Here is a 15,671-nt window from a genome sequence, read left to right on the forward strand (position 1 = left end):
CCGAGAAAAGGAGTTTACGAATGCCATTTACCCTGAAGGAGCAGCAAGCCCTTTTGGCCTTGAAGGGCGTAGGGCCAACCGTTATCGCTCGCCTTGAACAGATGGGATTTGACTCCCTAGCAATGCTCAGCAAAGCAGATGTTTGTGACATCTTGGCCCAAGCATCGGCTGCAATGGGATCTACCTGTTGGAAGAACAGCCCCCAAGCCCGAGCGGCCATTAACGCTGCTATAGAGCTCGCAAAAAACTCTCAGTCAAGCGTAGATTGCTTTTGACTTTTGGAGCTGCAGCGCTCCGCAGCTGTTACCGGTTTCAAAGTAATTTTTGGCAGTAAATGAGCGGGCCATATGGAACAGGGTACAGACAGTCGCTTTGCATGGCTTTAAAATCGATATCTTTCTCGAGACCAGCTTTATTCGTAAGGGCGTTGAGAGCCTTGAGCCATTCCGTAAGGTGCTTTTCGAGTTGGCAGGACTCAACGACTTTTGCCCTGAAAGATTTCGAATCTTTAAAACTCGACCACCTCCATGGCAGCCAAATACTTCATCGATTAAAGATTAGAAGGCCCATCAAGGTGGGCCTTCCGACAGACGTCTCTAACAATTTGGCTATTGGGACATGTCATCTTTTTTCATTTCATCTTTAGACATGTCGTCTTTCTTCATCGTGTCTTTGCTCATTGAATCTTTGGACATGTTGTCTTTCTTCATCGTGTCCTTGTGCATTGCATCCTTCTTCATGGTGTCCTTTTTCATCGTATCGTGGGACATAGTGTCCTTCTTCATCGTGTCATTGCTCATCGTATCTTCGGCGTGTACAACGGCGACGCCCACTGCCAGGCAAACACCTAGGATTGCAGTAGTTAACCTTTTCATAGTGAAGCTCCTTGAGACTCAGGTTGCGAAAAAGCGCAGCCCATGCCGCGCAATGAGGTTGCCTCGGGTGTCAGCTACCACCGAACCAGTTATAGCCCTGGTCTTCCCAGTAACCACCGGGATAGGTGTTGGTGACGAAAATCGCTTGGATGTGTTTCGGGTTCTTGTAGCCAAGTTTGGTCGGCATGCGCAGTTTCATCGGGAAGCCATATTGACGCGGTAGTACAGCACCGTCGTAAGTCAGCGTTAGTAGCGTCTGCGCATGCAGTGCCGTGGGCATGTCGATACTGGTGTAGTAGTCGTCGGCGCATTTGAAGCCGACGTACCGGGCATCGGTGTCAGCTCCCACGTGCTTGAGGAAATCACTGAAGCGCACACCGCCCCAGCGGCCGATGGCACTCCAGCCCTCGACACAAATGTGCCGGGTGATCTGCTCGGTCTGCGCCATGGCGCGCAGCTCCTCAAGCCTCCAGCTGTGCTTGTCGGCAACCAGGCCGGAGACTTCCAGACGGTAGCTGTCTTCATCGACGGCTGGCGTTTCGTCGATGCCGTAAAAGGCATTGAAGGGGAATGGCCGCGTAATCATCGACTCAGGATAGGTGGGGGCCATTGCGCTGGGGTTGAACAACCAGCCCTGTACTCTGTCATTGAAGCGCGACATGGACGACAGGGCTGTTTCAACTTGATCGTTATCGGAGATGTTGCAGCCGGACAACATCGCCACGCCGCCAAGGGTCAGACTACGCAGCAGGAAGGCGCGTCGAGAGTGATCCTCGACCTTGAGCGAAATAATTTTTCGCGCGTCCTTCAAAATGGCCGCCTTATCCAGCTCCGGGCTTTGTTCGCGCTTCTTCATACGCGCTCCTTGTGGCCGAAAATCATGGCCCACAACGTCTTTGGCACCAGTGCGACCATCAGCAGATGCACGGCGATGAACGCTACCAGCAAAGACATCGCAATGAAGTGCACGTGTCGTGCTATGTCGTAGCCGCCCAGCAGCTCGCGTAGTAGCGGAAACTGCACTGACTTCCACAACACCAACCCGGAAATCACTAGAACGGTAATGTCGAGGATCACGAACAGATACGCCACGCGCTGCACATGGTTGTAATGGCTTATATCGTCATGCCCCAGCCGACCATGCAGAGCAGACCACAGGTCATGAAAAAAGCCTTTGGGTGATACAGGGAAAAATCGTCGCCACAGCCTGCCGCTAAAAAGATTGAGAAGTAAGTAAAAAAGACCGACGAGCACCAGCGACCACATGGCCGCGAAATGCCATTGCAGCGCGCCACCCAGCCATCCGCCCAAGGTGATCGACTTGGGGAAATCAAAACCATAGAGGGGGGAGGCGTTGTAGATACGCCATCCGCTCGTGACCATGACCAACACTGCCAAGGCGTTCAGCCAATGGGTCAGCCTCAACCAGCGAGGATGGCTGTTTTTCGGATTCAGCTTTTTGGTATTGGTCGTTTCAGGCGCGCGGGGCATTGGAGGAAGCTCCAAATCTGAATAACGTCATAACCTAGATCGAGTGTAGACGCTAACCTGGGGCACGATGCCTCACTTAAGTATGGGCGGAGCGTACTGTAATCATTCTCGTGTTATCGGCTGCCAGCCAGCTAGGCTTGTAGCCTAAAGAGGGCGATGAGGTGAGGGCACGGTCATGCCAATTGCAAAAACAGCACTTGTCCTGGCCGGTGGTGGCAGCCTGGGTGCGGTTCAGGTCGGGATGCTGCTGGCTCTGGTTGAGGCTGACGTCGTTTTCGACCTGGTGGTGGGCGCGTCGGTCGGCGCCATCAACGGTGCCTACTTCGCCGCGAGACCGAATGCCCAAGGCGTAAGCGAACTTGCAGACTTCTGGCGCAGTCTGCGCAAGTCGGATGTGTTTCCGTTCTCGGCGTTCGACACAATCAAGGGCATTCTGAATCGTCGTGGGCACTTGCTGAGTGCATCCGCCTTGCATCGTTTGGTGAGCAGATCACTGCCGGTCAAGCGGATTGAAGATACCGAGTTGCCGCTTTATATCGTAACCACCAATCTGCTAAGCGGTGCCGAAGAGCTTTTATCCAGTGGCAGTGCCGAACAGGCGTTGCTCGCCAGCGCTGCAATTCCGCTGGTGTTTCCCAGCGTGCGAGTCGGCGAAAAGTTCCTCGTTGACGGCGGCGTCAGCAGCAACACGCCAATTGCCAGCGCGGTAGCATTGGGCGCAAATCGGGTTCTGGTGCTGCCCACCGGGTTCGGTTGTGCCTGCCCCTGTCCGCCCAGTGGACTCGTTGCGCTGGCCTTGCACACGCTCAACTTGATGAGCATGCGTCAACTGGTGCGTGACATCGAACTGTACCGCGCTCGCGCCGCCATTCATGTCGTCCCGCCGTTGTGCCCACTGGACGCTTCAGTGTTCGATTTCAACCAGACCGATCAGCTTCTCCAACGTGCTTATCAAACAACCCAGGCTTGGATAGAGGAGGGTGGTTTGATTCGCGACGGGATACCCGATTCGTTGCTGGCGCATACCCATCATTTTGCGGACGAATGAGTTGAGCACCGCAAACAAACTTATAAAACGGTTCTGGTGTAAGCCTCTCCAAGCGAACGCGCTTGCTCAACGTTAAGAGCCCGAGGAAGTCGCAGAGAGGTAATCAAGTCGCCGCAGCAGAATTGGTATGTGCGAGGAGGTGGGTACGATGACGGGGCCAGCTTTCCAGCAAGGCTTCCATTTCAGCATCGTTTATTAATCCAGCAGGATAACGGTGCAAAATCGCAATCCTGTATTCCACCGTCTGCCGCACCAGCATTTGGCTTCTCCAGAAAGCACTGATAACTCTCTCTCTTTCGGACGTCTGCGTTTGCAGCTAAAAGTCGAATTTTTACACGGCTCTCTGCATTCATAAGATCACCCTCCAGCGTCTTGGCCAGCGAACGCTACGGGGCTTGTGTGACAGAAATGAGACAGATTGGTGATATCAGATTAGTGGCTATTTTCTAACGCCGAGTAAGACTTGCGATAACGCCGTGTGACTGTCATCTCACCCTTCTCGAGCGGAATCAACCTGGTGATGAATCGCGTCGAGATACTGAGATTTCAATTGGCCATCGCGTTGAATAATGCTGCGGCGGAAGTGGGGAGGCTGACCACGCCGGCTCGCGATCTTGAGGTATTGATCGAAGAACTAGAGGAGAGGGGCTTTCCTGACCAGGCGCAGTTCAGGAAGGCGCAGTTGGATTCGGACTACACCAAAATTCTCAAAAGCCCGGCTCTCAAAAACCTGTTCATTCAATTGGATGAATGGCCTTCAGCCTTTCGCTTGGCTGAAATCAACGGCGGTTTGCAGCATGTCCAGCGTCAAATCGGAAAGGCGCTGATAAAGCAGATTGAACGATTGCATGCGGCGGTGGAAGACTCTGAATCAGATCGGCACGAGTTGAGGATTCTGGTCAAGCGAACCCGCTACCTGACAGAGGCGTTTCCCAAACTGTCACCGCTTTCGAGTAAGGCCGCGAGTTCTCTCAAGGCCCTTCAATCGTCCTTGGGTGCCTGGCACGACCATTATCAGTGGTGTCAAAAAGCATCGGTCGAATCAGATCTATATCTGCTGGCGGAGGTCTGGCAGCGCTGCGCCGCAACTGCGTTAGAGAAAGCTGAGGCCCAATTAGCCGACTTGGCGAAGTTGCTGCCAAAATCGTCAGGCAAAAATACGCGCCGTGTATCGACACACTTCATACCTCGATGATCGCCCATAGGCAGCTCGCGCGCGAATGATCGGCCATCGCCAAGGCTTTGCGGAAAGTTTTATTTAACGCCGTTGCCAGGTTGGTGGCTGGCGTTTAAGTGACCTTGGATTAGACGTTCAAGCGGGAATTAATCCTGCTTCCTGATAGCTTGAAATCAAATCGTCGAACAGATCGATATTCTCTCTGGTTCGAGCTATGAGCTGCGCGCCCGCCACTGCGGTGTAGATCGCAAGCGCGCGCCGCTCACAACTTTCAGCATCACCCCATTTGTCGTCAGCAAGAACGTCTGCAAGCCACTTTACGTTCACGTCTGCGAATGCCCTAACTTCCTTGGACACTTGATCAGGGAGGTCTTCAAACTCGGCGGCCATGAAGCTCGAGAGACACAACCGATTCCTGTTCTCTAGGGACTTACGGAAAATCGATGGGTAGAGCTGCAGGCACCGCTTCGGGTCAGTGTGGGAAAGCCGGAGGTTACTGAGCGCCTCCATCGTTTCCTGCCAATACCGTTGGGCAACGGCTGCACCCAGGTCAGCTTTGCTTTGGAAATGGTAGTAAATGCTCGCATTCTTGATACCTACCTCCTCAGCAATGCTGCGGAAGTTAATCCCGCCGTAACCGTGTAACTGGGCTGCAGACTTAGCTGCTGCCAGGATTCGCTCTCGAGCATTCTCGCTCATGCCACACCTTCCTCAACTGAATCCCACTGGTTATATCGCAGATCGTACTCCTTTCACTCTAACCTGCCAATTTACAGGTAGGGGGTTGACGGCGAGAAAATTCCAGCGCAATCTCAGCCTACCAACTGACAGGCAGGTAACACCTCATGACTACTTCACAACCACTCGATGACGTCTCTACCATCTCTCCAATGAAGATCTATGACTGGTTTGATGGCCCGTACCCAGCACGAGTGCGTATCGCACTTGCCGAAAAAGGGATGTTGCCGAAGATTGAGTTCGTTTCGGTGAATCTCTGGACTGGAGAGCACAAAGAGGCTGAATTTTTGGCGATCAACTACTCCGGCACCCTCCCGGTGCTTGAGCTGAAGGATGGAACACGGATCGCTGAGTGCACCGCCATCACCCAATATTTGGATAGCTTGGATGGCAACCCGACCTTGACCGGGGAAACGCCCGTTGAGAAAGGTCTGATCCACATGATGACCAAGCGTGCGGAAATCGAATTCCTCGACGCGGTTAGCGTTTATTTCCACCACGCAACGCCGGGACTTGGGCCAAAGGTCGAGCTTTACCAGAACGCCGAATGGGGCGCGAAGATGGGAGAAAAAGCGACCCGAGGTATGCGTTACTTCGACAAGCTCCTTCAGCAACAGTCCTATGTTGCCGGCGACAAGTTTTCGATGGCGGACATCACAGTCATCGGCGGGATGATCTTCGCGTCGTTGGTGAAACTGCCAGTTCCTGAAGAATGTGAAGCGTTGCGCGCTTGGTATGCAAGAATGCAAGAGCGTCCGAGCTATAAGACTTGGCGTGCTTTGGTTGACCAAGGTGCTCCTAAGAGCTGATAGCTAACGGACTCCGTATCCGCCATCTTCATTCGATGGCGGATGCGAAGTTGGCCGGCGCGTGTTGCTAGCGCTACTGCAGAATGACAGATCGTTAGATCGTATTTTTGCCCAGGGAAAATTTTCCGAGCTCCCTTGAAATCTTATCTTGGGTAACTACCTAGGGTTTTACGCGATGCCGAATGCGGGTCGCGTCTCAAATCACTTGGAGAAACTCAGGAGATTTAGTAATGGCTACTACTCTTTCGTTGGCCCCACTTTTCCGTCACTCGGTCGGCTTTGACCGCTTCAATGACCTTTTCGAATCGGCGCTTCGCAGTGAGGCCGGAACTTCCTATCCTCCCCACAACGTCGAAAAGCACGGTGATGACCATTACCGAATTGTCATCGCGGTGGCAGGCCTTGCTGAGCAGGATTTAGACATCCAAGTTGAAAAAGGCGTTTTGACGGTCACCGGTGATAAGCGAGAAAGCAACGAAGATGTCACCTACCTGCATCAAGGTATCGCTCAGCGGGCGTTCCGGCTATCGTTCCGCTTGATGGATCACATTGAGGTGCAGGGCGCGAAGCTCGCCAACGGTTTGCTGAACATTGACTTGCTCAGAGTTGTACCGGAGGAGGCGAAGCCTAAGCGCATCATGATCGGAGGGGATGGGTCTACTGACTCGAAGCCGGTCAGTGAGCAGTAGGGAGAACAATGAGGCGCTCTTCGGAGCGCCTCTTTTTTGAGGATACATCACTGACGAGCGGTAGCTCGAAAAAGTGGAACTCCGGCTCACAAACGCCAGTCAATTTTTCTGTCCAGATAGGACACATATCCCTAACCGGGAGAAAATCCATGAGTGGCACTTCAGACAAAATCAAAGGCCTGGCCAACGAAGCTATCGGTAATGTGAAGCAAGGCGTCGGCAAGGTCACAGGCAATGAGAAGCTGCAGGTCGAAGGGAAGATCCAGGAGAAGAAAGGTGAAGCTCAGCAAGTGGTTGGGAAGGTCAAAGACGCTGTAGACAAGAAGTAGCCTCAGGCGGCTATCACTTGCGATGCAATGGCTATCAGATGGTAGCCATTGTAGTTGACTTCAATATTTCCCCACGCTGCAGGTAGGTAGCCTTTAAAGATGGCGGGCAGCGTATCGTGTCGGCGTTGAGGTGAGTCATGCCATGAACATTACCCGCCAGAGTCTTGAATCCACGAAGGTCATTTGGTGTTAATCGCAGAATCAATTCGACCTAATGATTTCAAGTACAAAGACACGACTGTTCCCTTGTCTGATGCAGTCTCTACCATGACGGTGCCCCCAGCGTTTTCTGCGAACTCACGGACTTGAGATAAACCCAAGCCCGTACCTTTTCCTCTTTCCTTTGTGGTGAAAAAAGGCTCAAAAATTTTAGCCGCCAAGTCATTCGGTATTCCTGGCCCGGTATCAGTAACGCTGAGCACGACGTAACTCCCTCGAGTCAATGTAACGTCATCCTCAACCCGTACCAGTCGCGTTGAAATGCAGATACTTCCTGCTGGCCCGAGAGCATCCCTGGCATTGGTAAGAAGGTTCAACACAGCCGCATTCAACTGGGCTTCTTCACACATCACAGCGGTGTCGGGGGCTGAAAGGTCGAAAGTCAGCTCTACACTCTCGGTCGCGGTGCGAAACAACACATCGCGCATTGCGTCAAGTCGAGCATTAACGTCAATGCACACCAAATTCGGGCTGTCGAGTCGAACACACGAAAGCAGATGATTTACCAACTGACGTCCCTGTTCGACCGCCTGCAACCCGGTATCACTGAATTGCTCGACGTCCTTCGGTCGTCTGGCGCGCAAGCGGATCATCTGCAAACTTGCGCTTAGCGCTTGAAGAATATTGTTGAAGTCGTGCGCAATACTGGCCGTGACCATTCCTAATGAAGAGATACGCTTGGCGTGACGCAGCGACTCTTCGGCCACTTGATTAAGCGCATTCGCCTGGGCCAGTTCTTGTTCAAGCATTTCTGCTCGACGCTCTCGTTGATGTCTGAGCAGGCGCAATTGCAATAGCGAAGCAGTTTGTCTCGCCAACGCCAACAACGCCGTACGCTGTGGTGCTGTCAGTGTTCTCGGCTTGGTATCAATCACGCACACCGTACCCAGTGCATGCCCCGTATCGTCAATGATCGGAGCGCCCGCATAGAAACGAATGTAGGGCGGGCCAAGCACCAGTGCACTGTGTTCGAAGCGCGGATCGAGTCTGGCATCTTCGATGGTCAACACATCGGCGGGAGCCAGGATCGCGTGGGCGCAAAACGCCAGATCCCGATGCGTCTCCCTCACGTCCAGCCCGACGCATGCCTTGAACCACTGACGTTCTCTGTCCACCAGGGAAACCAGCGCGACGGGTACGTCACATAGGGTACTCGCGAGCTCGACGATATCGTCGAATTCTTTCTCCGGAGTGGAGTCCAGCACTCCGAAATGCTCCAGCGATAGGGCTCTTTCATCCTCGTTTGGAGGAAAAGGGGCAGGAATGTGGGGCATCTGAGTACGCATCGCAAGGTGGTTGGTCGATGATGCTATTTTGCTCGCTCCTACAGCAAGGGATCGTCCGACAAAAAAACTTCGATTCATCGGGATTTCGCGCCAAATGTCTTTCGCTGCCGTAATTCGGGGTAGGTCGCACATTCGTACAGTGCATCCAGCGATAAGGTGGAATCATTCCCCTAATACTAGGAATTTCAGGAAGTTTTTTAGTTCAAATGCATTAGGCAATATGGCTCATTTGGGCTAGAGGCGAACGTATATCTAATCGCCATACTCAGAATGGATAAGGCACATAGCCTTGCTCCTATAACTGAGAAAGGGCGTCTGTATGACCACTGTCTATGAAACCAATCGTTCGTTATTCCGCGTGTCTTGGAGTTCAGTATTGGCCGGTAGCGCGATTGCTTTGGTGACGTACGTAGTGCTTAGCGTTTTGGGTACCGCCATCGGTGCAAGCGCAGTATCCCCGATGCAAGCGGGTAACCCGCTCAGCGGTTTCGGCACGGGTGCTGGAATATGGTTGTTCGTTTCGACTCTGGTGGCAATTGGAGTCGGAGCTTTCGTTTCTGGCAGGACTGCACCAGATCGCGGCGGTTTGCATGGCGTGCTGACTTGGACAGTCACAACCTTACTCACGACCTGGCTGTTGGCTGGCCTAGCTGCAAGCGTGGTTGGAACTGCAGGCTCCGTTGTTGGTAAAGGTCTGTCAACTGCAGGTGCCGGCATCGCAGCTGCGGCGCCTGGTATTGGTGATAGCGTCAAAAAGCAATTGAACGAACAAGGTGTTCAACTGGACTGGTACAGCCTTCAGGGCGAACTGGATACGCTGCTTCAGCAGAGTGGCAAGCCTGAGTTAGCCCCAGAGAACGTGGAGCAAAAAGCTGATCAAGCTGCCGCTGACGGCAAGCAATCAGCCTCCAACGCAGTCGCTAATCCTGTTCAAGCTGCTGATCAGTTGAAACAGTGGTTTGAGCGTGTAAAAGCTTCCGGTGAGCCGGCGCTTAACGCAGCGGACAAGGAGGCTTTGGTCAATATTGTTGCTGCCCGCACCGGCAAGAGTAAGGAGGAGGCGACTCAGATCGTTGATAACTACGCTCAGGCCTATCAGCAAGCGATGCAGAAATTTGAGGAGCTGAAACAACAAGCTGAGCAAAAGGCACGTGAAGCCGGAGAGATTGCTGCCAAGCAAATTTCCCGCGCGGCATGGAGCACCTTGGCAATGCTGTTGTTGGGAGCGGCCCTGAGCTTCTTTGTTGGTCGCATGGCACTGACTAACCGTCGCATTCCTACAGCTTGATATAGAGAGGGGAAGGGAGGTGGGGCGAGGATGTCGCTTTCCCTTCCTTTCGAGCGGCTAGCTGACCAAACCTATGGCGATACACTGGACAGCGTATCTACATTCGCTAAAGAAAAACCGGTCGCCGAACTCGCAGTAGGTGCTGCAGTGCTGATCCTTATAAGCCGTATTTTTCGTCGCTAAACGGGCAGGAGGTGCCTCCATCTTGGTGAGACCTCCTACGTTGGTGGTATCCGGGTACTGGATGCCTTCAAGCGACACCTTCGAGATCCCAGTTTCACGTTCGAAGTACAATACAAGATGCCATGCATCGGTTGTGCTCTCAGCGTGCGGTAAATTGATTGCGGCTTTCCCGGTGATGTAGTGCTCACGAGAGACACGCTTGAGGTCAAGGTCGAGCAAGGTTTGGTTCATTGGATCAACTTCGCGCGGCGGGCCAGAGTGACCGTAAAGCTTGCCGGTCACGGACACTTGGCGCCCACCAGGAGGTATGTCTGTCATTTGTTCGGCTGCTTGTGACGAGCATACATCGCCGCTGTGCCACCTGATGTGCTTCTGGCTTGCAGTTCGAAGGCGTGCGGATGGCCTTTGATGAGGTCGCTGAGTTTTTTGTAGCCATGAGTGCGTGGATCAAACTCCGGACGTAGTTTCGTAATGTTCGCGCCCAGCGCCCCTAAGTGTGCCCATCCATCCTCGTCAGCAATGTCGTCCAAGATTTTGGCGATGAAGCCCACAGGTGCCTTAGGCTTTTTGGATGGCTCAGCAACTACTGGCTTGGCCACATCAAGGGGCGCAACAGAAGCCGTACTAGGCTCGCCATTGATAGGTACAATGACATCCTCGCGGAGCAATTCGATGTAAATGAATTTGTCGCATGCGGCCACGAAAGGCTTGGGTGTTTTCTCTTCTCCGAACCCGTAAACGGTCAAGCCCTCTTCGCGTAATCGAGAAGCCAATCGCGTGAAATCGCTGTCGCTCGATACTAAGCAAAACCCATCGAAGCGGCGAGTGTATAGCAAGTCCATGGCATCGATGATGAGCGAACTGTCAGTGGCATTTTTGCCTTTGGTGTAGGCGAATTGCTGGATGGGTTGAATCGAGTGATCAAGCAGGACTTTCTTCCAACCTCCGAGATGAGGGCCAGTCCAGTCGCCGTAGATGCGCTTCACGCTCGCGACGCCGTACTTAGCAATTTCTTCAAACAGGCCTTCGACGATTGCCGCAGGGGCATTGTCGGCGTCGATCAACACTGCGAGTCGTTTCTGGGCGTTATTGGAGGTATGTGTGGTCATGGTTCATCCTTGAGTGAGTGCGTCACCATATCTGCAAACGAGGATTCGGTCGCTCGTATTCATACCCGTTGAGGGGCACTTTATTCTGGAGGAGACGATGCCTGCTAAAGGCGTGAGGATTAATAAATCGATGTCCCAGGATTTCCTCCCAACTTAGCAATCCCCTGCTTGATATGCCCGGCATTCTCCCCAATCTTTTCCAGTGCAACACGTGCATTGTCGCAAGCTTCAGATGACCCGCGCTGCTCCTCCAGCAGGACGAGCTCCATCAGTGCCGCTTCGATCGCTAGTTGGTTTTCGTACATTCTTGCCAGTACGTCGGGAAGGGAATACTGCTCGGCCATGACTCGACTCCGTTCGGGTGAAGAGCAAAGCGTAGCAGGGGGTTGATGATGACCTAGAGGGGAGTGTTCGCTCCTTCGGGCCAATGGGCCTGGGTCACCTAATCAGCCGAGCATCTCCTTAATGATGGATGCAACGTTTCTCGCGCCATCTATTCCTCGGTCATAGGCACCTTGCCAAGCCAAGCCCAACGACTCTACCGTTTGCTTCAGTCCCTTTAGCTGATTGTCGTATAAGCCTTTATGCCATTTCCTGACGTTTAAGTGCTGCAGGCTGGAAAGTAGGGAAGGGCACACAGCGAATCCAGCATCACGCTCAAGCGGCGTTCGGATAAGCGTTCACTTGTTGACAGGGGCTGATCAGCATACGATCAAGCGCAAGTCAGGAGGGGTTTGAGTATGGATAACTATCAGAATCCAAAGCCAGGAAAGACATATATCAGCCCCGCGCTTCCCTCCTTTGGTGATAAATCGCGACTTATCCGTATCGCCTCCAAAGTGTTGCCATCGGTAGACGGCTATGAGTACGGTCGTGAGCGTGACGAAGCTGTGCTCCGGCACAAACCGGAAGCGGCAACCTATATATCGGCAAAGTTCCTCGAGGACACTCGAAGGATTCAGGTTCTGACGGTTCAAAAATTCAGTTCGGAAACCGGGCAGCCTTACGGCAGTGGTTTCTCGTTTGTCGGAGAGGAGATTGGCAGGTTCTGTGAATTTCTTGCCAATATCCAAGCGGTCGCATTTGAAGGCGGCGGCCAAATGAATATTTCCGATTCAGAGCTGAGACGAATTGCTCTGACGTCTCTACAAGCAAAACAACTAGTCACGGAAAACGAAGATCTAATTGCTGAGGTCGTGAAAAACTCATTAACAAAGCAGGATGTAGTTGCAATCGGTTACCGAAAAAAGCAGCTTGAAGTCTTTAAGTCCTTATTAGAGGATGAAGATTACTTCCAAAAATTACAATCAAGGAAAGGCTGTACACCGGAAGCCCTATGGCAAAAATTCTTTGAAAAAAATCCTTGGATATTCGGCTATGGCCTTAGCTACATATATGCGTCCGGCCTCGATGGGAAGAAGCTAGAGCAAGCGGTCAGAGGTAATGATGTCGCTCAGCCAGGGAAGAGAGTGGATGCGCTTCTGAAAACAAAGGCTTGGGCGTCTAGCCTCTGTTTTGTCGAAATCAAAACTCACAAGACGCGCCTGTTAAAAAACAAAAATTACCGTGAAGGTTGCTGGGCACCCTCGGATGAGCTTGCAGGCGCGGTCGCTCAAGTGCAGGGAACTGTGGCCCTCGCGGCAGAAACTTTGAAGGAATCAGTACGGTTGACTGACGACAATGGATATCCCACCGCTGAAGAGGTTTTCAACTATTCCCCTAGAGCATTTGTGGTGGTTGGTTCCCTAGAGCAGTTTGTTGGCGAGCACGGGGTCAATCGGGAGCATCTCAGGAGCTTTGAATTATTTCGTAGAAATACAATCCAGCCTGAGATAGTGACTTACGATGAGCTTTTTGAACGAGCAAAACACATCATCGCAGCGAATGAAGCTTAATGTTCGCATGTAAGGCATGCTCAACATTACCCAGCTGTGCTGAGATAATGCCGTTGAAGGAGGCATCGCTTCTTCGGGCTCCCGAGCCCGGCTCATGCTTTCAGGCGAGCATCTCTTTCACTATGGAAGCAACATTTGTCGCATCATCTATCCCTCGGTGGTAGGTACCGTGCCAGACCAAGCCCATGGCCTTTACCGTTTGCTTAAGTGATTTCGGTGGATTGTGATAGAACCCTGCATGCCATTTCCTGGCGCTGAAATGGGGCAAGGCCTCGAGTAGGGAAGGGCAGGCAGCAAACCCTGCGTCTTGCTCAAGCTGCCTTGCATCATAGTCACCCCGGGACGCCCAAGCAGCGTGTGGATTTCGCGCAATTACGCTCCTAGTTCGTGGCCAACCTCCGCATAGGTACCAGCACTGTCCACGTCCGCTTGTTGAATGGATGTGAGCTGTTTCCAGAAAGTCGGTGGGGAGGGTATTGATCCGGAAGCGAACGAAACGCTGGAATACATCGATGATCTCAAGCGTTTCATATCGATGACCACAAAGCAACTTCCGATCATTTTCATCTAGTCAGTATGGCTGCAAGCGGCATCGGTGATTCCGACTCGCAATTTAATCACAGACTGCCTCAAAGTCTACGCAATTGAGGGAACGGTATGACGTAGGCCGTTTTGGATGGTTTCAAGGTGAGTCCGCTTTGCTAGGATGCTCATGTCATGGAATACCATACTTGGCGTTTAGTTGGGGTTCCCTTGGGGCATCCAATGCAGCATGTGCAGTAGGCGCAGAATCACAAAGCAATGAGCAAGCGGTCAACCAATGCATTTTAGCGCTGTTCATATGCAGGCTATGGAAATGAATCTCTCGTCTGCTTTCCATTTCTCTAAGCTAAATTAAAAGTAAGGATCATCGTGGTCTTGGATTATGTTATATTCTTTCGCGATCTCTTTTATTATTTTCTTTCGATTTTTATGTTTTAGGTACTGTGGGTTGATATCTTTTTTGTAATTGTCTATTTTTTCGGAAAGCAAAAAGCAACCTCGCCACTCACCGAAGTATCCACTTGTGTATTGGTCGCCTGTCAGGTGAATTAAATTCTCTCTGCAATACCCCCCATTTTCAGTGAAGTTGTAGCTCCCGGTGACTACAGACGTTGGCGTGATGACGCCGTCGTCAGATAATGAACAAAACATCATAAATTTATGATGCATTAGGACTCGAGTATTGTATCTTTTGTGAGTGGTTCCGAATACCCGCACAGCATCAGAGTTTACGGTGTCGGGAGACATTGATTCCAGTTCGTAGTGGCTGCCGAAGACGTATTGTTCGTCTAGGTTCATTATTTTAAATTTAAGTGGCTTCAGTGAGTGGAAAGCGGTTTTGTATTCAGGGGTTGACTCGTGGGTTGAGCACTTGTCAATGATGATTGAAACGCCTCCGCTTAAATCAGCAAGAGCGTTTATTATTTTTTTACTCGTCAGCCAATTCATACATCCGATAACGGCTGTAGATTGTTGGATGTGGCTAACTACAAAGCTTTCCAAGTTGTTGAATCGAATCTGCACATCGTCTGTTCCAGATCCAACATTGTAAAATAGATCGTTTAGACCGCTCATTCGGCTCTCCGTTTGTCGAAATCGCATCTTGAATACGATGGCGATTTTAAAAGTTATCTACCAGTAGATGTAGGGAAGGAGTTTTTCTGAAAAATTGAGATTACAGCGATGATACTACCGCCAACTGTAACGGGCGGCTAGATTTTTGAGTTGCTTATCAGCTCGGCGCGACTCAAGCAAGGCTGAGGGAGCTGGCGGGGCTGTAAAAAGATCTCGCGTTGAAATGTCAATGCAGGTGCGTCGCGCCAAGCTTTAATGAAGCTTGAGCTTGCCAATCTCTAAGGTTTTTGGAGTCTGGCATATGATGTCCTGTTACAAGTTGGTGCCGAGCCTAAGTCAGAATTTTATCAATTGTATTTCGTATGTCGTTAAATTCGTGTGGAAAGCATTTGTATGCTACGCCGCAAGTTAATATTAAACATCGTTCGGCATCAAGGTTAACCTGCTCTCCCATTTCTGTGAACCCTTCGTTTTTACCAGCCTGTAAGGAATACTCCACTATTGCCATGGCTCGATTAGCATCCACCCCTAAAGCAGCTCCGAGTTTATCAGGAGCCTCGGTGCATTTATGTAACAGCCAAGCTTCCGGCCAAGTATTTCCTGCCAGATAACTGATTCGTTCTTGCAACCATTTGTCCATATCCCCTGCGCGCTCAGCCATACTTCTAGCATTCTCGATATTTTTTGGTTGGAGAATTTTCTGATCACCGTCAAATATCGCTGATATATTAATTCGATTATCTCGTGCGTAGAAGGCTGCTAACTGCCGCGCAACAACCGCTGCGGAGCCACATCGCAACCCGTCTGACAGTGAAAGGATTTACTGTCCCGTTCTGCATCGTCGGCTGGAAAAGGAATTAAAGGACGAATATGACAGGGCCCAAGCATTTAGCGAAAAGATAAGACGGGAAGCCCAGA

General features: G+C 51.6%; 19 protein-coding genes. 8 read left to right on the top strand and 11 right to left on the bottom strand.

Going from position 1 to position 15,671, the window contains the following annotated elements; genetic code table 11:
• Positions 1-20: 20 nt before the first annotated feature.
• Positions 21-275, top strand: a complete 255-nt coding sequence (locus HUW52_RS10720) for a helix-hairpin-helix domain-containing protein (protein ID WP_175553605.1) — start codon at positions 21-23, stop codon at positions 273-275.
• Between the two features lie 333 nt (positions 276-608).
• On the opposite strand, the gene HUW52_RS10725 is transcribed toward HUW52_RS10720, so the two are convergent.
• The 3 genes from HUW52_RS10725 to HUW52_RS10735 form a co-directional block, all read right to left on the bottom strand.
• Positions 609-875: a pentapeptide MXKDX repeat protein gene (locus tag HUW52_RS10725; RefSeq protein WP_175553606.1), complete on the bottom strand. Its 267-nt coding sequence runs from the start codon at positions 873-875 to the stop codon at positions 609-611.
• A 70-nt stretch (positions 876-945) separates the two neighbouring features.
• Complete coding sequence (locus HUW52_RS10730) at positions 946-1,731, bottom strand: molybdopterin-dependent oxidoreductase (protein ID WP_175553607.1); 786 nt, start codon at positions 1,729-1,731, stop codon at positions 946-948.
• Positions 1,728-2,366: a cytochrome b/b6 domain-containing protein gene (locus HUW52_RS10735; RefSeq protein WP_175553608.1), complete on the bottom strand. Its 639-nt coding sequence runs from the start codon at positions 2,364-2,366 to the stop codon at positions 1,728-1,730. The genes HUW52_RS10730 and HUW52_RS10735 overlap by 4 nt, the downstream gene beginning before the upstream one ends.
• A 175-nt stretch (positions 2,367-2,541) precedes the next feature.
• Between HUW52_RS10735 and HUW52_RS10740 the strand changes: the two genes are divergently transcribed.
• On the top strand, positions 2,542-3,414 hold the full coding sequence (locus HUW52_RS10740) for a patatin-like phospholipase family protein (protein WP_175553609.1): 873 nt from the start codon (positions 2,542-2,544) through the stop codon (positions 3,412-3,414).
• 103 nt (positions 3,415-3,517) lie between these two features.
• On the opposite strand, the gene HUW52_RS10745 is transcribed toward HUW52_RS10740, so the two are convergent.
• Positions 3,518-3,673: a hypothetical protein gene (locus tag HUW52_RS10745; RefSeq protein ID WP_175553610.1), complete on the bottom strand. Its 156-nt coding sequence runs from the start codon at positions 3,671-3,673 to the stop codon at positions 3,518-3,520.
• A gap of 261 nt (positions 3,674-3,934) precedes the next feature.
• Here HUW52_RS10745 and HUW52_RS10750 point away from each other — a divergent pair, with 261 nt between their 5' ends.
• Positions 3,935-4,609, top strand: coding sequence for a CHAD domain-containing protein (locus tag HUW52_RS10750; RefSeq protein WP_175553611.1), 675 nt, complete (start codon positions 3,935-3,937; stop codon positions 4,607-4,609).
• Positions 4,610-4,726: 117 nt separating this feature from the next.
• Here HUW52_RS10750 and HUW52_RS10755 read toward each other — a convergent pair whose 3' ends face one another.
• A complete protein-coding gene (locus HUW52_RS10755) occupies positions 4,727-5,290 on the bottom strand; it encodes a TetR/AcrR family transcriptional regulator (protein ID WP_175553612.1) in 564 nt (187 codons plus the stop codon).
• 191 nt (positions 5,291-5,481) lie between these two features.
• On the opposite strand from HUW52_RS10755, the gene HUW52_RS10760 reads away from it, so the two are divergent.
• From HUW52_RS10760 to HUW52_RS10770, 3 genes are all read left to right on the top strand, one after another.
• The gene (locus HUW52_RS10760) at positions 5,482-6,138 is read left to right on the top strand and encodes a glutathione S-transferase (protein ID WP_175555665.1); all 657 of its coding nucleotides are present in this window, start codon (positions 5,482-5,484) and stop codon (positions 6,136-6,138) included.
• A gap of 230 nt (positions 6,139-6,368) precedes the next feature.
• Positions 6,369-6,827 carry an Hsp20 family protein gene (locus HUW52_RS10765; protein WP_175553613.1) on the top strand — a complete coding sequence of 153 codons (459 nt, stop codon included), beginning with the start codon at positions 6,369-6,371 and terminating at the stop codon, positions 6,825-6,827.
• Between the two features lie 149 nt (positions 6,828-6,976).
• Entirely contained in the window at positions 6,977-7,156 is a 180-nt protein-coding gene (locus HUW52_RS10770; protein ID WP_175553614.1) for a CsbD family protein, read from the top strand.
• Between the two features lie 179 nt (positions 7,157-7,335).
• Here HUW52_RS10770 and HUW52_RS10775 read toward each other — a convergent pair whose 3' ends face one another.
• Positions 7,336-8,649, bottom strand: coding sequence for a sensor histidine kinase (locus HUW52_RS10775; protein WP_175555666.1), 1,314 nt, complete (start codon positions 8,647-8,649; stop codon positions 7,336-7,338).
• A 331-nt stretch (positions 8,650-8,980) separates the two neighbouring features.
• Between HUW52_RS10775 and HUW52_RS10780 the strand changes: the two genes are divergently transcribed.
• Positions 8,981-9,949, top strand: a complete 969-nt coding sequence (locus HUW52_RS10780; RefSeq protein ID WP_175553615.1) for a hypothetical protein — start codon at positions 8,981-8,983, stop codon at positions 9,947-9,949.
• A gap of 57 nt (positions 9,950-10,006) precedes the next feature.
• On the opposite strand, the gene HUW52_RS30745 is transcribed toward HUW52_RS10780, so the two are convergent.
• From HUW52_RS30745 to HUW52_RS10795, 3 genes are all read right to left on the bottom strand, one after another.
• Positions 10,007-10,420: a hypothetical protein gene (locus HUW52_RS30745; protein ID WP_371929247.1), complete on the bottom strand. Its 414-nt coding sequence runs from the start codon at positions 10,418-10,420 to the stop codon at positions 10,007-10,009.
• Between the two features lie 26 nt (positions 10,421-10,446).
• Positions 10,447-11,241 (bottom strand): NYN domain-containing protein, encoded by a 795-nt coding sequence (locus HUW52_RS10790; protein ID WP_175553616.1) that lies wholly within the window; start codon positions 11,239-11,241, stop codon positions 10,447-10,449.
• Positions 11,242-11,360: 119 nt separating this feature from the next.
• On the bottom strand, positions 11,361-11,585 hold the full coding sequence (locus HUW52_RS10795) for a hypothetical protein (RefSeq protein WP_175553617.1): 225 nt from the start codon (positions 11,583-11,585) through the stop codon (positions 11,361-11,363).
• A gap of 396 nt (positions 11,586-11,981) precedes the next feature.
• On the opposite strand from HUW52_RS10795, the gene HUW52_RS10800 reads away from it, so the two are divergent.
• Positions 11,982-13,136 (top strand): Shedu immune nuclease family protein, encoded by a 1,155-nt coding sequence (locus HUW52_RS10800; protein WP_175553618.1) that lies wholly within the window; start codon positions 11,982-11,984, stop codon positions 13,134-13,136.
• Between the two features lie 894 nt (positions 13,137-14,030).
• Here the strand turns inward: HUW52_RS10800 and HUW52_RS10805 are convergent.
• Complete coding sequence (locus HUW52_RS10805) at positions 14,031-14,753, bottom strand: hypothetical protein (protein WP_175553619.1); 723 nt, start codon at positions 14,751-14,753, stop codon at positions 14,031-14,033.
• 331 nt (positions 14,754-15,084) lie between these two features.
• Positions 15,085-15,414: a hypothetical protein gene (locus HUW52_RS10810; protein ID WP_175553620.1), complete on the bottom strand. Its 330-nt coding sequence runs from the start codon at positions 15,412-15,414 to the stop codon at positions 15,085-15,087.
• Positions 15,415-15,671 lie beyond the last annotated feature (257 nt).

It is taken from the genome of Pseudomonas sp. 43A, assembly GCF_013363935.1.
In the GTDB taxonomy this organism is placed as follows: Bacteria; Pseudomonadota; Gammaproteobacteria; order Pseudomonadales; family Pseudomonadaceae; genus Aquipseudomonas; species Aquipseudomonas crudilactis.

What these genes read in the sequence shown, in the direction of transcription:
- HUW52_RS10720 (WP_175553605.1), top strand. Translation starts at nt 21, where the DNA reads ATGCCATTTACCCTGAAGGAGCAGCAAGCCCTTTTGGCCTTGAAGGGC.
- HUW52_RS10725 (WP_175553606.1), bottom strand. Translation starts at nt 875, where the DNA reads ATGAAAAGGTTAACTACTGCAATCCTAGGTGTTTGCCTGGCAGTGGGC.
- HUW52_RS10730 (WP_175553607.1), bottom strand. Translation starts at nt 1,731, where the DNA reads ATGAAGAAGCGCGAACAAAGCCCGGAGCTGGATAAGGCGGCCATTTTG.
- HUW52_RS10735 (WP_175553608.1), bottom strand. Translation starts at nt 2,366, where the DNA reads ATGCCCCGCGCGCCTGAAACGACCAATACCAAAAAGCTGAATCCGAAA.
- HUW52_RS10740 (WP_175553609.1), top strand. Translation starts at nt 2,542, where the DNA reads ATGCCAATTGCAAAAACAGCACTTGTCCTGGCCGGTGGTGGCAGCCTG.
- HUW52_RS10745 (WP_175553610.1), bottom strand. Translation starts at nt 3,673, where the DNA reads ATGCTGGTGCGGCAGACGGTGGAATACAGGATTGCGATTTTGCACCGT.
- HUW52_RS10750 (WP_175553611.1), top strand. Translation starts at nt 3,935, where the DNA reads ATGAATCGCGTCGAGATACTGAGATTTCAATTGGCCATCGCGTTGAAT.
- HUW52_RS10755 (WP_175553612.1), bottom strand. Translation starts at nt 5,290, where the DNA reads ATGAGCGAGAATGCTCGAGAGCGAATCCTGGCAGCAGCTAAGTCTGCA.
- HUW52_RS10760 (WP_175555665.1), top strand. Translation starts at nt 5,482, where the DNA reads ATGAAGATCTATGACTGGTTTGATGGCCCGTACCCAGCACGAGTGCGT.
- HUW52_RS10765 (WP_175553613.1), top strand. Translation starts at nt 6,369, where the DNA reads ATGGCTACTACTCTTTCGTTGGCCCCACTTTTCCGTCACTCGGTCGGC.
- HUW52_RS10770 (WP_175553614.1), top strand. Translation starts at nt 6,977, where the DNA reads ATGAGTGGCACTTCAGACAAAATCAAAGGCCTGGCCAACGAAGCTATC.
- HUW52_RS10775 (WP_175555666.1), bottom strand. Translation starts at nt 8,649, where the DNA reads ATGCCCCACATTCCTGCCCCTTTTCCTCCAAACGAGGATGAAAGAGCC.
- HUW52_RS10780 (WP_175553615.1), top strand. Translation starts at nt 8,981, where the DNA reads ATGACCACTGTCTATGAAACCAATCGTTCGTTATTCCGCGTGTCTTGG.
- HUW52_RS10790 (WP_175553616.1), bottom strand. Translation starts at nt 11,241, where the DNA reads ATGACCACACATACCTCCAATAACGCCCAGAAACGACTCGCAGTGTTG.
- HUW52_RS10795 (WP_175553617.1), bottom strand. Translation starts at nt 11,585, where the DNA reads ATGGCCGAGCAGTATTCCCTTCCCGACGTACTGGCAAGAATGTACGAA.
- HUW52_RS10800 (WP_175553618.1), top strand. Translation starts at nt 11,982, where the DNA reads ATGGATAACTATCAGAATCCAAAGCCAGGAAAGACATATATCAGCCCC.
- HUW52_RS10805 (WP_175553619.1), bottom strand. Translation starts at nt 14,753, where the DNA reads ATGAGCGGTCTAAACGATCTATTTTACAATGTTGGATCTGGAACAGAC.
- HUW52_RS10810 (WP_175553620.1), bottom strand. Translation starts at nt 15,414, where the DNA reads ATGGCTGAGCGCGCAGGGGATATGGACAAATGGTTGCAAGAACGAATC.